This window comes from Klebsiella sp. WP8-S18-ESBL-06 (assembly GCF_014169755.1).
GTDB classification, from domain to species: Bacteria; Pseudomonadota; Gammaproteobacteria; order Enterobacterales; family Enterobacteriaceae; genus Kluyvera; species Kluyvera ascorbata_B.
The window spans coordinates 4374714-4390435 of sequence record NZ_AP022256.1 but is presented as its reverse complement, the minus strand read 5'-3'; the positions used below and the strand labels follow the sequence as shown (position 1 = coordinate 4390435).

The following is a 15722-nucleotide window of genomic DNA, read 5'->3' as shown; positions in this document are numbered from 1 at the left end:
ACTGTCTTCGTCGTATAGCTGAAAAGAAAATTCTGAATTAATGTAATAAAAAGGTAAATTAGGACCGCTACGATAGGGGGCCTCTGTTGTTATGGACTATAGTTAACGAGTACTTCACTTTGCGCCCCGGAGCGTTGAAGCCAAATGTGGATCAACTAGGGCGTAGTACTCGCAGGAGATTAGAATGAAAATTTTCCAACGCTACAACCCGCTTCAGGTTGCGAAGTATGTTAAAACCCTGTTTCGTGGACGGTTGTATATCAAGGACGTTGGCGCTTTTGAATTTGATAAGGGTAAAATTCTTATCCCAAAAGTCAGAGACATCCAGCACCTTTCTGTGATGTCTGAAGTAAACCGTCACGTACTGCGTCTCCAGACCGAAATGGCGTAACGCAGGCACCACACGGTAGAATTAAAACGGCTCCCTATGGGAGCCGTTGATGTTTTCAGGCCCGGCATCTGCCGGCGCCCACGCTAGTTCAGGCCGCACCCTGGCCGCTTTCGACAATATCCGACTGCTTCGGTACCAGTACCGTTGGCTTGTTATCAATGCGCGTGACCAGCAGCTGGTCGATGCGGTAGTTATCAATATCCACCACCTCGAACTTGTAGCCGGAGAACTTCACGGCATCGGTGCGTTTCGGGATTTTACGCAGCATAAACATCATGAAACCGCCGATGGTTTCGTAGTTATCCGACTGCGGGAAATCGTCGATATCCAGCACGCGCATCACGTCGTCGATCGGCGTGCCGCCGTCAATAAGCCATGAGTTCTCATCGCGTGCGACGATCTGCTCTTCCAGGCCCTGGCCGACCAGGTCGCCCATCAGCGTGGTCATTACGTCGTTAAGGGTGATGATCCCCACGACCAGCGCATATTCGTTCATGATAACCGCGAAGTCTTCACCGGCGGTTTTAAAGCTTTCAAGCGCTTCAGACAGCGTCAGCGTGTCCGGCACGATCAGCGTATTGCGGATCTGCACGCCGCTGTTCAGCGCCATGCTTTGGTTCGCCAGCACGCGGTTCAGCAGGTCTTTGGAGTCAACGTAGCCGATGATGTGATCGATATCTTCGTTACACACCAGGAACTTGGAGTGCGGGTGTTCGGCAACCTTGTTTTTCAGGCTTTGCTCATCTTCGTGCAGATCGAACCAGATGACGTTTTCACGCGGCGTCATGGACGACGGCACGGTACGTGATTCCAGCTCAAACACGTTTTCAATCAGCTCGTGCTCTTGCTTACGCAGCACGCCCGCCAGCGCGCCGGCTTCTACCACTGCGTAGATATCGTCGGAGGTGATGTCGTCTTTACGCACCATCGGCAGCTTAAAGATGCGGAAGATGATGTTGGCCATACCGTTGAAGAACCACACCAGCGGCCGGAAGACCAGCAGGCAGAAGCGCATCGGGTTGATGATACGCAGTGCCACCACTTCAGGCGCAATCATACCGATGCGTTTCGGAGTTAAGTCCGCAAACAGAATAAACAGACCGGTCACCAGCGAGAAGGAGAGGATGAAGCTCAGCTGCTCGGAGAGTTCCGGCGACATGTAGTTAGAGAACAGCGAGTGGAACGCCGGAGAGAACGCCGCGTCGCCGACGATACCGCCAAGAATGGCGACCGCGTTCAGACCAATTTGCACCACGGTGAAAAACATCCCCGGGTTTTCCTGCATTTTGAGCACGCGTTGGGCGTTGATGTTGCCTTCATCGGCAAGCAGTTTCAGTTTGATTTTGCGCGATGCGGCAAGTGAAATCTCAGATATTGAGAAGAACGCACTGACGGCGATCAGGCAAAGTATGATGAATATACTGTTTAACATATTTTATCTAACCCGTGGGGCCAGATCCTCGGAAGGGAAGTTGATAAATCCGTGTGAAATACACATTGAAAACCGGCCCGAAGGAGATGGGCCGGCAATTTCAGAGGTTAGTATAGCGTAAGGGACTGTAAAGCTGCCAGAGGTTAACCGTTAGTCGGTTGCGGGTGGGTTTTTAGGTGCCCTTTCGCGTCGGCATCCCATACTCGGTTGTAGGTATAGCCGGTTAGCGCATGAATGACTTCACGGGTTTCCGCATCGCAGTCTTCCGCATGGCCGCCGAGCTTGCGGCGCGCCACTTCTTTGATCAGGATGCTATGCGTTTTCTGCGTCAGCTTAAAGCGATAGGTCATGTAAAAACTGACGGCCAGCAGCCCGGCGGTGGCGAACACCATAAGGCCGATAATGGCGTGCAGCGCGCTGGCGGGCTGCGTACCGCCGCCTTTCACAAAACCGCTCTCTTCCAGCACGATGCCAATCAGCATAATGGCTAGTGCAACCGTGCTTTTACGGGTTAAGACCATCACCCCGGCGAAAATCCCTTCGCGGCGCTGACGGGTGACCAGTTCATCAACGTCGGGGATGAAGCTGTAGATATTCCATGGAATATAATACAGCCCGGCTTTTGCCAGCCCCAGCAGGATGAACACCGCAGAGAACAGCAGCATGGGTACCTGAAGATGGCCGATATAGACGGTAAACAGAAACGCCAGAACGAGTAGAATGCTGCTGTAGGAAAGCCGCAGCGCGCCGGAAGGGGTGAGATTAAATTTGTTCATCAGCATCATGAAGCCGAAAGTGCCGGGGATAGAGACAAAAGCGGCAATGCTTAATAGCCCGGAAACCATTTCCGCATCACGGTGCAGCGCATAAACAACGTAATAGGTAAATACTGAACCAAATACGTCCATGGCGGTAAAAGAACAAATATAAATTAAAATATGCTGACGAAATATCCTTATTTTGAAAGAGGAAATAAGATCAATAACCAGGTACTTTAAATGATTTAAAAGACCGCGGCTGCGTTGATTATCCGGTTGAAATTCATATTCTTCGCGTACGTCTTTGGCTTCCCAGGTGCAGGCCCAGGTTGCTAATACCGCAACACAGTAAATGACTGCGAAAACGAGGCCGGTCAGGGTGTAGGTGAAGGCATTATCCTTACCGGTATATTGCATAATAATGCCGGGAACCGACACGGCCAGAAAGCCGCCGAGCGAGGAGCACATCATTCGCACGCCGGACAGTCGCGTGCGTTCGCTGAACCGGTTGGTCATCTCAGCGGCCAGCGTCTCCCAGGGCACCAGCACCATGGCGGACAGCAACTCAATAGAAAGATAGGTACCCAGATAGTACCAATAGTTCATATCGGTCATCCAGACGAGGGCATAGAGGAACATCAGCGGTGAGCCGATCAGCAGGAAGAAACGGCGGTGGCCAAATTTACGACCAAGCCAGGTATTGCCGAAATTATCCGTGATGTAGCCCATCACTGGACTTAAAATAGCATCAATAATACGCGCAATGGCAAATATTGAGCCGGCCTCTAATACGCTTAAGCCACAATATGTAGTGTAAAAAAATAAAAGCCATGTTCCTATAACGGCAAAGGCGCCGCCGCCAAATAAATCGGTCACGCCGTAGCCAATGGCAGTGCCATAGCCAACGCGACGCTCGGTTGGTTTCACCATGATATTATTATTCCTGTACTGGTAGGGTGTCAGTGCAGAGTGACCCCTGCACCTTATAATATTGACAGCAGGAAAAATCGAATGACGATCACTCGGTGATATTCACCCATTTCCTCAATAGTGACGATTGGTAAATGGCATTAACCATCTGTAATGATTTTGCCGCTTCGCGAATATCGCAGAAGGTGGCGGAGGCGGTGTTGTCGAGCGCCTGGTAGAAATGCTGTATCGCCTGCTGGTGGCCAATCCCCCAGTAGCTTTTGCCGATACCGTCCGGCGAGGCATCGCTGGCGATCGGCGTGCGCGTATCGCCGCAGACTTGCCACAGCACGTTGTCAGTCAGGCGCAGCATACCGTGCTCGAACTCCAGCTCCAGCAGCAGCGGTGAGTCGCTGGTGTGGCAGTTACTGGCGTAAAACAGCCCGCGCGCGCCGTTGTTAAAGCACAGCGTCACCATCGCGCTGTCTTCCGTTTCTATTTCATCGGCCAGCAGAGTGCTGTCGACCACGCCCTTCAGGCACCGCACGCCTGTACCAAACCACTGCATCAGGTCTAGTGTATGGATGGCCTGGTTAATCAGCAGACTACCGCCTTCGGTGGCAAAACTGCCGCGCCACGGGCTGGCGGCGTAGTAGTTGCCGGAACGTGACCAGGTGAGCACTGCTTTTATTGCGCGCAGGTTGCCAAGTCGTCCTTCCTCAACGCAGCGTTGAATCGCCAGGCTCGTGGGGTTAAGGCGGTTCTGATAACAGACGCCCACGTGGCGTTGGGCCATCGCGGCGGCGGCCTGAATGTCGGCCACCTCCTGCGGGTTCATCACCACTGGCTTTTCGCAGAATACTTGTTTCCCAGCCGCGAGTGCGGCAAGGATCATCGGCTTATGCAGATAATGCGGCGTGCAGATGTGTACCACGTCAATGGCGGCATCCAGCAGCATTTCATGATAGTCCTGATAAAACTGACAGCCATAGTCGGCCGCCAGCCGGCTCCCTTTTTCACTATCAATATCGACTACCGCGCGCACCACCGCGCCCGGTACGTGGCGCAGCGCATCCACGTGACAGGTGTGGATAGCGCCACAGCCAATAATCGCTGCATGACGTGTTTTCATCGCCGCCTCCTGTTATTCCACTGCGTTCGCCAGCATTTGCGCTTTCACGCACAGCTCGGCCGCTTTAAACGTGTGCGCCTGGGTCATGGCATTCTCCGTACGGTGCAGACAGTCCTGAATCAGCTGACCGAAGTAGGGGAAGCCCACCTGTCCGGCCACCGGGTAGCGGAACTCGCCTTCTCTGTTGACCAGGTACACCACGTCCTGCTCGCCGCGGGTGATGTCGACGTATTTGCGGATTTCGATGTAGCCCTCGGTGCCGAGCAGCGTCAGACGGCCATCTCCCCAGCTGGAAAGGCCGTCTGGCGTAAACCAGTCGCAGCGGAAGTAGCCGGTTGCGCCGTTGTCGCCCGCCAGCATCGCGTCGCCGAAGTCTTCAAACTGCGGGTACTGCGGATGGTTGACGTTACGCACCTGGCTGGCAACGATACGCGCATCGCTGTTGCCGGTGTAAAACAGAAATTGTTCAATCTGGTGGCTGCCGATATCGCAGAGGATGCCGCCGAAGAATTCCTTTTCGTAGAACCAGTCCGGGCGGCCTTCCCCCTCGCGATGCGGGCCGACGCCGAGCGTTTGCATCACTCGGCCAATCGCGCCCTGCTGCACCAGTTGCCCGGCAAACACCGCGCTCTCGACGTGCAGACGCTCGCTGTAATAGACCGCATATTTCCGCCCGGTCTCCGCCACTTTGCGTTTAGCGGCTTCCAGCTGGGCGAGGGTGGTTAACGGTGCTTTGTCGGTAAAGTAGTCTTTCCCGGCGTCCATCACCTTTAGCCCCAGCGCGCAGCGCTCGGACGGTACGGCGGCACCGGCAACCAGCTGCACGCTGCTGTCGTTGAGAAGGGTCTCCAGCGTCGGCGCAATCTGCGCCTGCGGGTACTGCTGAACAAATTTATCAACTTTCGCGGGGTCGGGATCATAAACCCACTTGAGCGTGGCGCCAGCTTCAATCAGCCCGTTACACATGCCGTAGATATGGCCATGGTCCAGCGCGGCGGCGGCAATAATAAACTCGCCTTCGCCGACGACCGGCTGCGGTTTGCCCACCGGGGCGTAGTTCATACCGTCTTTGATGCTCATGTTTATGCTCCTTTGTCCAAATCTTTACCCAGCGGGATTGCGCCCACCTCAGAGAAATTTTCCACCGACGCGCCTTTTTCATAGAAATGAGGGGCGAGGAAAACCAGGCCTCCGGTTTTATACCAGGGCTCATCCGGGCTGACGGGCAGCGTCACCACCCGCCCGGTTATTGAGGATTGATAAATGGCGGTAATCAGCTCCAGCGAACGCTTGCCCTGCACGCCGTCAATCAGCGGTTCGCCGCATTGCTCAACGGCATTGAGCAGGTCGTTAATCTGCCCGGTATGCAGCGTGTACTTGAGCTTTGGCGTATTGCGGAACAGCGCATCCAGCCGGGCTTCGCGTGCATCGTCGTGCTGTTCTTGCGGGAAGCCGTTATCGGCGGAAACGCTGGCCCACACGTCCCAGGGCGCCGAGACGCGCGCTTTATCGCCCTGAATAACGATTTTCTGATCTTCGCCGTGATGCACCACCGAGGCGGTCAGCTGAGTCAGCGCACCGCTGTCGTAGCGGAAAATCGCGGCGGAAAGATCTTCCACTTCGGCGTTGTCGTGGGCGACGTTGGTCATCATCGCCACCACTTCTTTCGGGAAGCCGAGCATCCACTGAATAGCATCGATATGGTGTACCGCATGGTTGAGGGTGCAGCCGCCGCCCTCTTTTTCCCACGTGCCGCGCCACCACAGGTCGTAGTAGCAGTGGCCGCGCCACCAGAACGAGTCCACCTGCGCGTGGCAGATTTTCCCCAGCTCGCCCGAATCCACCACCTGCTTTAAGCGCCAGAAGGCGTCGGTAAAGCGGTTCTGGGCAATAATGGAGAGTATTTTGCCGCTGGCGCGCTGGGCGGCGATCATCGCGTCGCACTCCTCCAGCGACGCCGCCATTGGCTTTTCACACAGCACGTGTTTCCCGGCGCTGAGGGCATCAATACTGATTTCCGCGTGCACATACGGTGGGGTGCAAACGTCAACAATGTCCACTTCAATACCGGACGCCAGCATTTCCTGATGGCTGCTGAAGACGCGGGCGTCGCTCAGCCCGTAACGCGTCTTTTTCTCGTGTGCTTTTTCCGGGTAAATATCGACCAGCGCAACAATCCGGCAGCGGTCAGCAAATGCTTGATATCCCTGAATATGGTTGTGTGAGATGTTCCCGGTTCCCACAATCGCAATGCGTAGCATGTCGTTTTCCTCTTGCGCGTTACCAGGTGCCTGAGGCATCAAGCGTTTTGCTTTCGACCTGCTTGTCGACGGAGCCCGCGATGCGCTCATCAAGCAGTTGTTTAAACCGTGCTTCGTCGAACGGCAGGTCAACCCAGCCGTCGGTCCAGGTCGACAGATGCATCGCGTTGGAGAGCGTCAGACCGTGAATACCGTCGGTACCCGGTGCCAGCAGCGGCGTACCGTGCAGCACCGCGGCGGCAAAGTTGGCGGTGATGACGTGGTGATCGCTGCACTCCGGCGCCACAGGGATAGTGACTTCCCAGCACTCCGGCTCGCCGAAGCCGTTTTCCCAGCGCGCGTTAAAGGTGGTTTCCGATTCACGCAGCCGCCAGAAGCGCAGCTTGCCGTCTTCCACCACCACTTTGCCGCGATCGCCAGCGATCTCCAGGCGGTTGGTGCCCGGCGCTTCGGCGGTGGTGGTAATGAAGACCCCGGTGGCGCCGTTGGCGTATTCGGCGTAGGCGGTCACTTCGTTTTCGACTTCAATATCGCGATGCTTGCCGAACTGGCAGAACGCGCGCATGCGCACCGGCATACCGACCAGCCACTGCCATAAATCGAGCTGGTGGGGGTCCTGGTTGAGCAGCACGCCGCCGCCTTCGCCTCTCCAGGTTGCGCGCCAGCCGCCGGAGTTGTAGTAGCTCTGCGAGCGATACCAGTTGGTGATGATCCAGTTGGAACGACGCAGTTCACCGAGTTCGCCGCTGTCTATCAGGTCTTTGACCTTCTGGTATAGCGGGTTCGGGCGCTGGTTGAACATCATGCCGAACACCACGTTGCAGCCGCGGGAAAATTCGTTCATTTCGCGCACCTGCGCGGTGTAAACGCCCGCGGGTTTTTCGCACAGCGTGTGAATGCCGTTGCGCATGGCCAGCATTGACAGCCCCGGGTGGTCGTAGTGCGGCGTGGAGACAATCACTGCATCAATCAGGCCGCTTTTCAGCATCGCTTCGGCGTCGCTGAACAGCGTGACGTCCTCGCCGACCAGCGCGCGAATCGCCGGATGCTTGCTGAGGTTGTTGTCGCACACTGCCGTCAGGCAGGCCTCTTTCACCGTACCTGCCAGCAGGTAGCGGGCGTGAACGGTCCCGATGTTACCCACGCCGATAATGCCAAAACGCACCTTATCCATGTTGCACCTTACGTGATAGGAATGACTGAAATCTGAAAATAGGGAAGGCGGTGAAGGCCGACAAACGGAATTTGTGAGAATGCTCGCAGGTAGAAAAGGAATATGCGCGGAGAACTGAAAATCGGTTTTAAAATCAGTGAACTGCATCTGCAAAAATTTGCAAAATATGATTGCGAGCGAGGTCACACAATGGCAGGCAAGCTAAAAATGGATGAAATAGCCGCCCGTACCGGCTACTCCATCAGCACCGTTTCCCGGGTGCTCAGCGGCAAATCCTACACCAGCGACAAGGCACGAGAGTCTATCGTCCAGTGTGCTCGCCAGCTTGGCGTGCTCGATTCGCTGGCAAACGGTCGTCTGCTGATTAACGGCATTGCGGTGTTTGCGCCAGAGCGTACTTTCCAGGGCCGGGGCGATACGTTTTATCTGGAAGTGACGAAAGGCATCGCCGAGGCCAGCGCGCCGCATGACGTCTGGATCAGCCACTGTGCGCTGGAAGAGCAGCACGCCGATGTGAAGCTGTTCCTCGAAAAAGCCGGCCAGAAGAATATCAACGCGGTGGTGATTATCGGCACGGACGACCCGACGATCCTTAAGCTCGCCAGCACGCTGAATAAGCCGTGCGTGCTGATTAACTCTATCGATCGAGAAATGGCGCTGGACTGCGTTTCTCCCGATCATCGGGCTATCGGTTTTACCGCGATGCGCTACCTCTTCGAACAGGGGCATCGGCGCGTCTTGACCATGACCTGCCTGCGGCGGGAAACCCTCTATGCCCGATTGGACGGTATTAAGGAGGCGTACCGCTATTACCATGTACCGTTCAATCCTCAGCATGACTTATTGGTCACCGAATGGTTCACGGCAGAAGAGGCGGAGCGGGCGCTGGACGCCTGGCTGAAGGCGCACGATCGTGCGCTGTGGCCGGATGTGATCTTTCCGAACAGCACCAGCATGACTGAGGGGGTGATAAATGCTTTGCAACGCCACGGCCTGCGCGTTCCGCAGGATATCTCACTGATTACCACCGATTTTACGTGGAATCTGCAAAACAGCCTGTCGACGCCGGTGACCGGCATTCGCGTGCCGTGCCGCGATTTGGGCATCGAAGCCGTGCATCTGCTGCAAACGCGGCTCAACCGGCCACAGTCGCCGGTCTACAACCTTTTATTGCAGGGGAAAGTCATGGACTTTGGTACCGTGGCGAACGCCACGCGGCATGCGGCGCGCGTGGCGCTGGACGGTTAGCCCTGGAGCTGAGGCGGCAGACACACGCCAATGCCGCCGATGCCGCAGTAGCCGTACGGGTTTTTGTGCAGATACTGCTGGTGCTCATCTTCCGCATAATAGAATGGTTTCGCGGCGGCAATTTCGGTCGTGATGTCCCGCGCGTCGCCCGCGCTGCGCATAGCGTCCTGGAACTGCTGCAGGCTAGCGTGCGCTTCCCGATCCTGCTCCGGCGTTAGCGGGTAGATGGCCGAGCGGTACTGGGTGCCGTGGTCATTGCCCTGGCGCATTCCCTGAGCCGGGTCGTGGTTTTCCCAGAATACTTTTAGCAGTTCGCCGTAGCTGACTACCGCGGGGTCGTATACCACGCGTACCGCTTCGGCGTGCCCGGTCTGGCCGCTGCATACTTCCCGGTAGGTCGGGTTTGGCGTGTAGCCGCCGGTATAGCCCGCTGCGGTGCTGTAAACGCCGGGTAGCTGCCAGTACAAGCGCTCAACGCCCCAGAAGCAGCCCATCGCGAACAGCGCGACCTCCATACCTTCCGGTACGTGGGTCATTGAGTGTTCCGTCACAACATTGAGCGTAGCGACCGGCATGGGTGTATTTCTTCCGGGTAGTGCATCCGATTGAGATACAATATTTTTTTTGTCAAACAAGCTCATGAGGATGGCCTCCGGGGAACAGTAATTTCCGTTAAGGTTGTAACCTGGCGTGTCTTTTAACACAATAAACGCGCCGAATACGTCTAAATTTAAACATAAGAATAATTTGGGGCTCTGTCTTTATTTCAACCCGACAAAGAGTGGGTTTTTTGTGCTGACGTTGAATGTCGCGCGCCGTCAGAGCGTGAAACAGACAAAAACGCAGTCGTGGCCGCGGAGCGGACTTTCGTTTCCCGTTGGGGTGGGAACAAGGATATTCAGGAGAAAAAGTGCGACAAATCGGCCATTTATGTGTGGTGAGCCTACTGTTGACCAGCGGCATTGCCAGTGCAGCAAACATCCGTCTACAGGTTGAAGGGCTTTCCGGCGAACTACAAAAAAATGTGCGAGCCCAGCTTTCGACGATCGACAGCGATGAGGTGACGCCGGATCGCCGCTTCCGTGCGCGCGTGGACGATGCCATTCGTGAGGGGCTAAAGGCGCTCGGTTATTATGAACCGACCATCGACTTCGAACTGAAGCCGCCGCCGGCGAAAGGCCGTCAGGTGCTGCTGGCGAAAGTGACGCCGGGGGAACCGGTGCGCATTGGCGGCACCGATGTCATCCTGCGCGGCGGGGCGCGCACCGACAGCGACTATTTAGCGCTGCTGAAAACCCGGCCGAAAATCGGCACGGTGCTCAATCATGGTGATTACGATCATTTCAAAAGTTCGTTAACCAGCGTGGCGCTGCGTAAAGGCTACTTTGACAGCGAGTTTAAAAAGAGCCAGCTTGGCATTGCGCTCGACCGCCATCAGGCGTTCTGGGACATTGACTACGACAGCGGCGAACGTTACCGCTTCGGCGATGTGACCTTCGAAGGTTCGCAGATTCGTGAAGACTATCTGCAGCATCTGGTGCCGTTCAAAAAAGGCGATGACTACCAGTCCAGCGATCTGGCTGAACTGAACCGTCGTCTGTCAGCGACCGGATGGTTTAACTCGGTCGTGGTGGCGCCAGAGTTTGATAAATCCCGAAAAACTAAGGTGTTACCGCTGCATGGCGTTGTTTCGCCGCGCAGCGAAAACACCGTAGAGCTGGGCGGCGGTTTTTCTACCGACGTGGGACCACGAGTGAAAGCGTCATGGCGTAAACCGTGGGTTAACTCCTACGGCCACAGCCTGACGACCAGCGTCAGCGTCTCGTCGCCGGAACAGCAGCTCGACTTCAGCTACAAGATGCCGTTGCTGAAAAATCCGCTGGAACAGTACTATCTGGTGCAGGGCGGTTTTAAAAGCACCGACCTCAACGACACCAAAGCGGACTCCACCACGCTTGCCGTCTCGCGTTTCTGGGATCTGTCCAGCGGTTGGCAGCGGGCGATTAACCTGCGCTGGAGCCTCGACCACTTTACCCAGGCAAACGTCACCAATACCACGATGCTGTTCTATCCTGGCGTGTCTATCAGCCGCACGCGTTCGCGCGGTGGTTTGATGCCAACCTGGGGCGATTCTCAGCGTTACTCGATTGACTACTCCAATACCGCATGGGGTTCGGACGTCGACTTCTCGGTGATTCAGGCGCAGAACGTTTGGATTCGCACCCTCTACGATCGCCACCGCTTCGTGATGCGCGGTAACCTCGGCTGGATTGAAACCGGCGACTTCGATCGCGTACCGCCGGATCTGCGTTTCTTCGCCGGCGGCGACCGCAGCATTCGCGGTTATAAATACAAATCCATCGCCCCGCGGGATGATAACGGCAAGCTGATTGGTGCCTCAAAGCTGGCCACCGGCTCGCTGGAGTATCAGTACAACGTCAGCGGGAAATGGTGGGGGGCGGTGTTCGTCGACGGCGGTGAAGCGGTCAGCGATATTCGCCAGAGCGACTGGAAAAAAGGCGCGGGCGTGGGCGTACGCTGGCAGTCGCCGGTGGGGCCCATCAAGCTCGACTTTGCCGTTCCGGTCGGCGACAAAGATGAACATGGATTGCAGTTTTATATCGGTCTGGGGCCTGAGCTATGAAGTTATGGAAAAAAATAAGCCTCGGGGTACTGATTTTTCTGGTGCTGCTGCTCGGCATCGTCGGCTTCCTGATTGGCACCACCACGGGTTTGCATCTGCTGTTTAACGCGGCGAACCGCTGGGTACCGGGGCTGGAAATTGGCCAGGTAACCGGCGGCTGGCGTGACCTGACGCTCAAAAAGGTGCGCTATACCCAGCCGGGCGTGGCGGTAGATGCCGGTGAGTTTCATCTTGCCGTTAACCTCCGCTGCCTGTGGCACAGCAACCTGTGCGTGAACGACATCGCGCTGCGCGACATCAACGTGGCAATCGACAGCAGTAAAATGCCGCCCGCTGCGCCGGTAAAGGAAGAAGACAGCGGCCCGCTGAATCTCTCCACCCCGTATCCCATCACCCTGAACCGGGTGGCGTTGAATAACGTCAATATCAAGATTGATGATACCACGGTGTCGGTCATGGACTTTTCCAGCGGCCTGACGTGGCAGGAGAAGAACCTGACGCTGACGCCGACGACCTTGCAAGGGCTATTGATCGCGCTGCCGAAAGTCGCCGATGTGGCGCAGAAAGAGGTGGTTGAGCCGAAAATCGACAACCCGCAGCCGCAGGAAAAACCGCTGGGCGAAACCCTGACCGAGCTGTTCTCCAAACCGGTGCTGCCGGAGATGACCGACGTTCATCTGCCGCTCAACCTGAATATCGAATCCTTTAGCGGTGAGCAGCTGCGCATCACCGGCGACACCGACCTGACGGTGTACAAAATGCTGCTGAAGGTGAGCAGCATCGACGGCAACATGAAGCTCGACACGCTGGACATCGACTCCAGCCAGGGCACGGTGAACGCCAGCGGAACCGCGACGCTCATTAACGACTGGCCGGTCGACCTGACCCTCAACAGCACGCTCAATATTGACCCGCTGAAGGGGGAAAAGGTGAAGCTGAAGGTGGGCGGCGCGGTGCGCAAGCAGCTGGAAGTGGGGGTTAACCTCTCCGGCCCGGTTGATATGGCCATTCGGGCGCAGGCGCAGCTGGCAGAAGCCGGGCTGCCGTTCAACCTTGAGGTCAACAGCAAGCAGCTGTACTGGCCATTTACCGGCGAGAAGCAGTTCCAGGCCGACGATCTGAAGCTGAAGTTGGGCGGCAAGATGACCGACTACACGCTGTCGTTCCGCACCGCAGTGAAAGGGCAGGGCGTGCCGCCGGCGGATATCACGGTGGATGCCAAAGGTAACGAACGCCAGGTGAGCCTCGATAAGCTCACCGTGGCGGCGCTGGAAGGCAAAACCGAGCTGACCGCGCTGCTGGACTGGCAGCAGGCGATCAGCTGGCGCGGCGAGCTGGCGCTACGCGGGATTAACACCGCGAAGCTGGCACCCGATTGGCCGTCGAAGCTGGACGGGCTTATCAAAACCAACGGCAGCCTGTACGGCGGCAGCTGGCAGATGAACGTGCCGGAAGTGAAAATTACCGGCAACGTGAAGCAGAACAAAGTCAACGTTGACGGCGCGCTGCGCGGTAACAGCTACCTGCAATGGACCATTCCTGGGCTGCATGTCGCGCTGGGCAACAACACCATGGATGTGAAAGGCGAGCTGGGGGTGAAAGACCTCGAGCTTGACGCCAATATCGATGCGCCGAAGCTCGACAACATGCTGCCGGGGCTCGGCGGTACCGCCAAAGGGCTGGTGAAGGTGCGCGGTACGGTTGACGCGCCGCAGCTGCTGGCCGATATCACCGCACGCGGCCTGCGCTGGCAGGCGCTGTCGATTGGCCTGGTGCGCGTTGATGGCGACGTGAAATCCACCGACCAGATCGGCGGCAACCTTGACGTGCGCGTTGAACGCATCGTTCAGCCGGACGTCAATATTGGGCTGGTACATCTGGCGGCGAAGGGCAACGAAAAGCAGCATTCCTTGCAGTTGCAAATTCAGGGCGAGCCGGTCTCCGGCCAGCTGGCGCTGGCGGGTAGCTTCGACCGTAAAGAAGAACGCTGGAAGGGCGCGTTAAGCAATACCCGCTTCCAGACGCCGGTCGGCCCGTGGTCTATCAACCGCGATATCGCGTTGGACTACCGCAATCTGGAGCAGAAAATCAGCATCGGGCCACACTGCTGGGTGAACCCGAACGCCGAGCTGTGCGTGCCGCAGACGATTGATGCCGGCGCGGCGGGGCGCGCGGTGGTGAATCTTAACCGCTTCGACCTGGCGATGCTCAAGCCGTTTATGCCAGAGGAAACCCAGGCCAGCGGCGTATTCAGCGGCAATGCGGATGTGGCATGGGATACCACCAAAGAAGGGCTGCCGCAGGGCAAAGTGACGCTCTCCGGGCGTAACGTTAAGGTGACGCAAATCGTCAACAACGCGCCGCTGCCGGTGGCGTTCGATACGCTTAACCTCAGCGCCGATCTGCACAACAACCGCGCCGAGTTGGGCTGGTTGATTCGTCTGACCAACAACGGCCAGTTAGATGGACAGGTGCAGGTTACCGACCCACAGGGACGGCGTAATCTGGGCGGTAACGTCAACGTCCGTAACTTCTCGCTAGCGATGATCAACCCGATTTTCTCGCGCGGCGAAAAAGCGGCCGGTACGGTCAATGCGAATCTGCGCCTCGGTGGCGACGTGAAAAGCCCGCTGATGTTCGGTCAGATGCAGCTTAACGGTATCGATGTGGACGGTAACTTTATGCCGTTCGATATGCAGCCAAGCCAGCTGACAATGAACTTCAACGGCGCGACGTCGACGCTGCAGGGCGAAGTGCGTACCTCGCAGGGGCAGATTAGCCTGAACGGTGACGCGGACTGGCGGCAGATTGAAAACTGGCGCGCGCGCATTGCCGCGAAAGGCTCGCGGGTGCGGATTACCGTACCGCCGATGGTACGCCTTGATGTTTCACCGGACGTCGAATTTAACGCCACGCCGAGCCTGTTTACGCTCGATGGCAGCGTCGATGTACCGTGGGCGCGCATTGTGGTGAAAGAGGTCCCGGAAAGCGCGGTGGGCGTCTCCAGCGATGAAGTGATGTTGAATAACGATCTGCAGCCGAAAGAGACCAAATCGGCATCGATCCCGATCAACAGCAACCTGACTATTCACGTCGGCAACAACGTACGGCTGGACGCATTTGGCTTGAAAGCGCGTCTGACCGGCGATCTGAAAGTTGCGCAGGATAAACAGGGGCTGGGCCTGAACGGGCAGATCAATATCCCGGAAGGGCGCTTCCACGCCTACGGGCAGGATCTGATTGTGCGTAAAGGTGAGCTGCTGTTCTCCGGCCCGCCGGATCAGCCGCTGCTGAATATTGAAGCTATTCGTAACCCGGATGCGACAGAAAACGACGTGATCGCCGGTGTTCGCGTCACCGGTACGGCCGATCAGCCGAAGGCGGAAGTCTTCTCCGATCCGGCAATGTCGCAGCAAGAAGCGCTCTCTTACCTGATTCGTGGACAGGGATTAGACAGCGGTCAGAGCGACAGCGCCGCGATGACTTCCATGCTTATTGGTATGGGGGTTGCACAAAGTGGTCAGGTTGTGGGTAAAATCGGCGAGACGTTTGGCGTAAGTAATCTGGCGCTGGATACCCAAGGGGTGGGCGACTCCTCCCAGGTGGTGGTCAGCGGTTACGTATTGCCGGGTCTGCAGGTGAAATATGGCGTTGGGATCTTTGACTCGTTAGCGACGCTCACGTTACGCTATCGCCTGATGCCTAAGCTGTATCTGGAAGCGGTGTCTGGCGTAGACCAGGCGCTCGATTTGCTCTATCAGTTTGAGTTTTAG

11 protein-coding genes are annotated in these 15722 nt (G+C 56.9%); 4 read left to right on the top strand and 7 right to left on the bottom strand.

The genetic code is table 11. The features are described from left to right. Positions 1-184: 184 nt before the first annotated feature. Positions 185-391 (top strand): DUF1107 domain-containing protein, encoded by a 207-nt coding sequence (locus tag H7R76_RS21060; RefSeq protein WP_064546918.1) that lies wholly within the window; start codon positions 185-187, stop codon positions 389-391. A gap of 88 nt (positions 392-479) precedes the next feature. Here the strand turns inward: H7R76_RS21060 and paeA are convergent, their stop codons facing one another. The 6 genes from paeA to H7R76_RS21030 all read right to left on the bottom strand — a co-directional run bounded on the left by paeA (position 480) and on the right by H7R76_RS21030 (position 8057). Continuing rightward, a complete protein-coding gene (paeA, locus tag H7R76_RS21055) occupies positions 480-1823 on the bottom strand; it encodes a polyamine export protein PaeA (protein ID WP_106927529.1) in 1344 nt (447 codons plus the stop codon). A 143-nt stretch (positions 1824-1966) separates the two neighbouring features. After that, positions 1967-3511, bottom strand: coding sequence for an MFS transporter (locus H7R76_RS21050; protein ID WP_182966394.1), 1545 nt, complete (start codon positions 3509-3511; stop codon positions 1967-1969). Positions 3512-3599: 88 nt separating this feature from the next. After that, positions 3600-4622: a Gfo/Idh/MocA family protein gene (locus tag H7R76_RS21045; protein WP_182966392.1), complete on the bottom strand. Its 1023-nt coding sequence runs from the start codon at positions 4620-4622 to the stop codon at positions 3600-3602. A gap of 12 nt (positions 4623-4634) precedes the next feature. After that, positions 4635-5702 carry a Gfo/Idh/MocA family protein gene (locus H7R76_RS21040; RefSeq protein ID WP_182929585.1) on the bottom strand — a complete coding sequence of 356 codons (1068 nt, stop codon included), beginning with the start codon at positions 5700-5702 and terminating at the stop codon, positions 4635-4637. Positions 5703-5704: 2 nt separating this feature from the next. Continuing rightward, complete coding sequence (locus tag H7R76_RS21035; protein ID WP_182966390.1) at positions 5705-6883, bottom strand: Gfo/Idh/MocA family protein; 1179 nt, start codon at positions 6881-6883, stop codon at positions 5705-5707. 19 nt (positions 6884-6902) lie between these two features. Beyond that, positions 6903-8057 carry a Gfo/Idh/MocA family protein gene (locus tag H7R76_RS21030; protein ID WP_182966388.1) on the bottom strand — a complete coding sequence of 385 codons (1155 nt, stop codon included), beginning with the start codon at positions 8055-8057 and terminating at the stop codon, positions 6903-6905. Between the two features lie 189 nt (positions 8058-8246). Between H7R76_RS21030 and H7R76_RS21025 the strand changes: the two genes are divergently transcribed. Next, positions 8247-9305: a LacI family DNA-binding transcriptional regulator gene (locus H7R76_RS21025; RefSeq protein WP_182929583.1), complete on the top strand. Its 1059-nt coding sequence runs from the start codon at positions 8247-8249 to the stop codon at positions 9303-9305. Here the strand turns inward: H7R76_RS21025 and msrA are convergent. After that, positions 9302-9946 (bottom strand): peptide-methionine (S)-S-oxide reductase MsrA, encoded by a 645-nt coding sequence (gene msrA, locus H7R76_RS21020; RefSeq protein ID WP_182929582.1) that lies wholly within the window; start codon positions 9944-9946, stop codon positions 9302-9304. The genes H7R76_RS21025 and msrA overlap by 4 nt on opposite strands. Positions 9947-10215: 269 nt before the next feature. On the opposite strand from msrA, the gene tamA reads away from it, so the two are divergent. Beyond that, on the top strand, positions 10216-11949 hold the full coding sequence (tamA, locus tag H7R76_RS21015; RefSeq protein ID WP_106927543.1) for an autotransporter assembly complex protein TamA: 1734 nt from the start codon (positions 10216-10218) through the stop codon (positions 11947-11949). Further along, positions 11946-15722, top strand: coding sequence for an autotransporter assembly complex protein TamB (tamB, locus tag H7R76_RS21010; protein WP_182966386.1), 3777 nt, complete (start codon positions 11946-11948; stop codon positions 15720-15722). The genes tamA and tamB overlap by 4 nt, the downstream gene beginning before the upstream one ends.

What these genes read in the sequence shown, in the direction of transcription:
- H7R76_RS21035 (WP_182966390.1), bottom strand. Translation starts at nt 6,883, where the DNA reads ATGCTACGCATTGCGATTGTGGGAACCGGGAACATCTCACACAACCAT.
- msrA (WP_182929582.1), bottom strand. Translation starts at nt 9,946, where the DNA reads ATGAGCTTGTTTGACAAAAAAAATATTGTATCTCAATCGGATGCACTA.
- H7R76_RS21030 (WP_182966388.1), bottom strand. Translation starts at nt 8,057, where the DNA reads ATGGATAAGGTGCGTTTTGGCATTATCGGCGTGGGTAACATCGGGACC.
- H7R76_RS21045 (WP_182966392.1), bottom strand. Translation starts at nt 4,622, where the DNA reads ATGAAAACACGTCATGCAGCGATTATTGGCTGTGGCGCTATCCACACC.
- tamB (WP_182966386.1), top strand. Translation starts at nt 11,946, where the DNA reads ATGAAGTTATGGAAAAAAATAAGCCTCGGGGTACTGATTTTTCTGGTG.
- H7R76_RS21025 (WP_182929583.1), top strand. Translation starts at nt 8,247, where the DNA reads ATGGCAGGCAAGCTAAAAATGGATGAAATAGCCGCCCGTACCGGCTAC.
- H7R76_RS21060 (WP_064546918.1), top strand. Translation starts at nt 185, where the DNA reads ATGAAAATTTTCCAACGCTACAACCCGCTTCAGGTTGCGAAGTATGTT.
- paeA (WP_106927529.1), bottom strand. Translation starts at nt 1,823, where the DNA reads ATGTTAAACAGTATATTCATCATACTTTGCCTGATCGCCGTCAGTGCG.
- H7R76_RS21040 (WP_182929585.1), bottom strand. Translation starts at nt 5,702, where the DNA reads ATGAGCATCAAAGACGGTATGAACTACGCCCCGGTGGGCAAACCGCAG.
- H7R76_RS21050 (WP_182966394.1), bottom strand. Translation starts at nt 3,511, where the DNA reads ATGGTGAAACCAACCGAGCGTCGCGTTGGCTATGGCACTGCCATTGGC.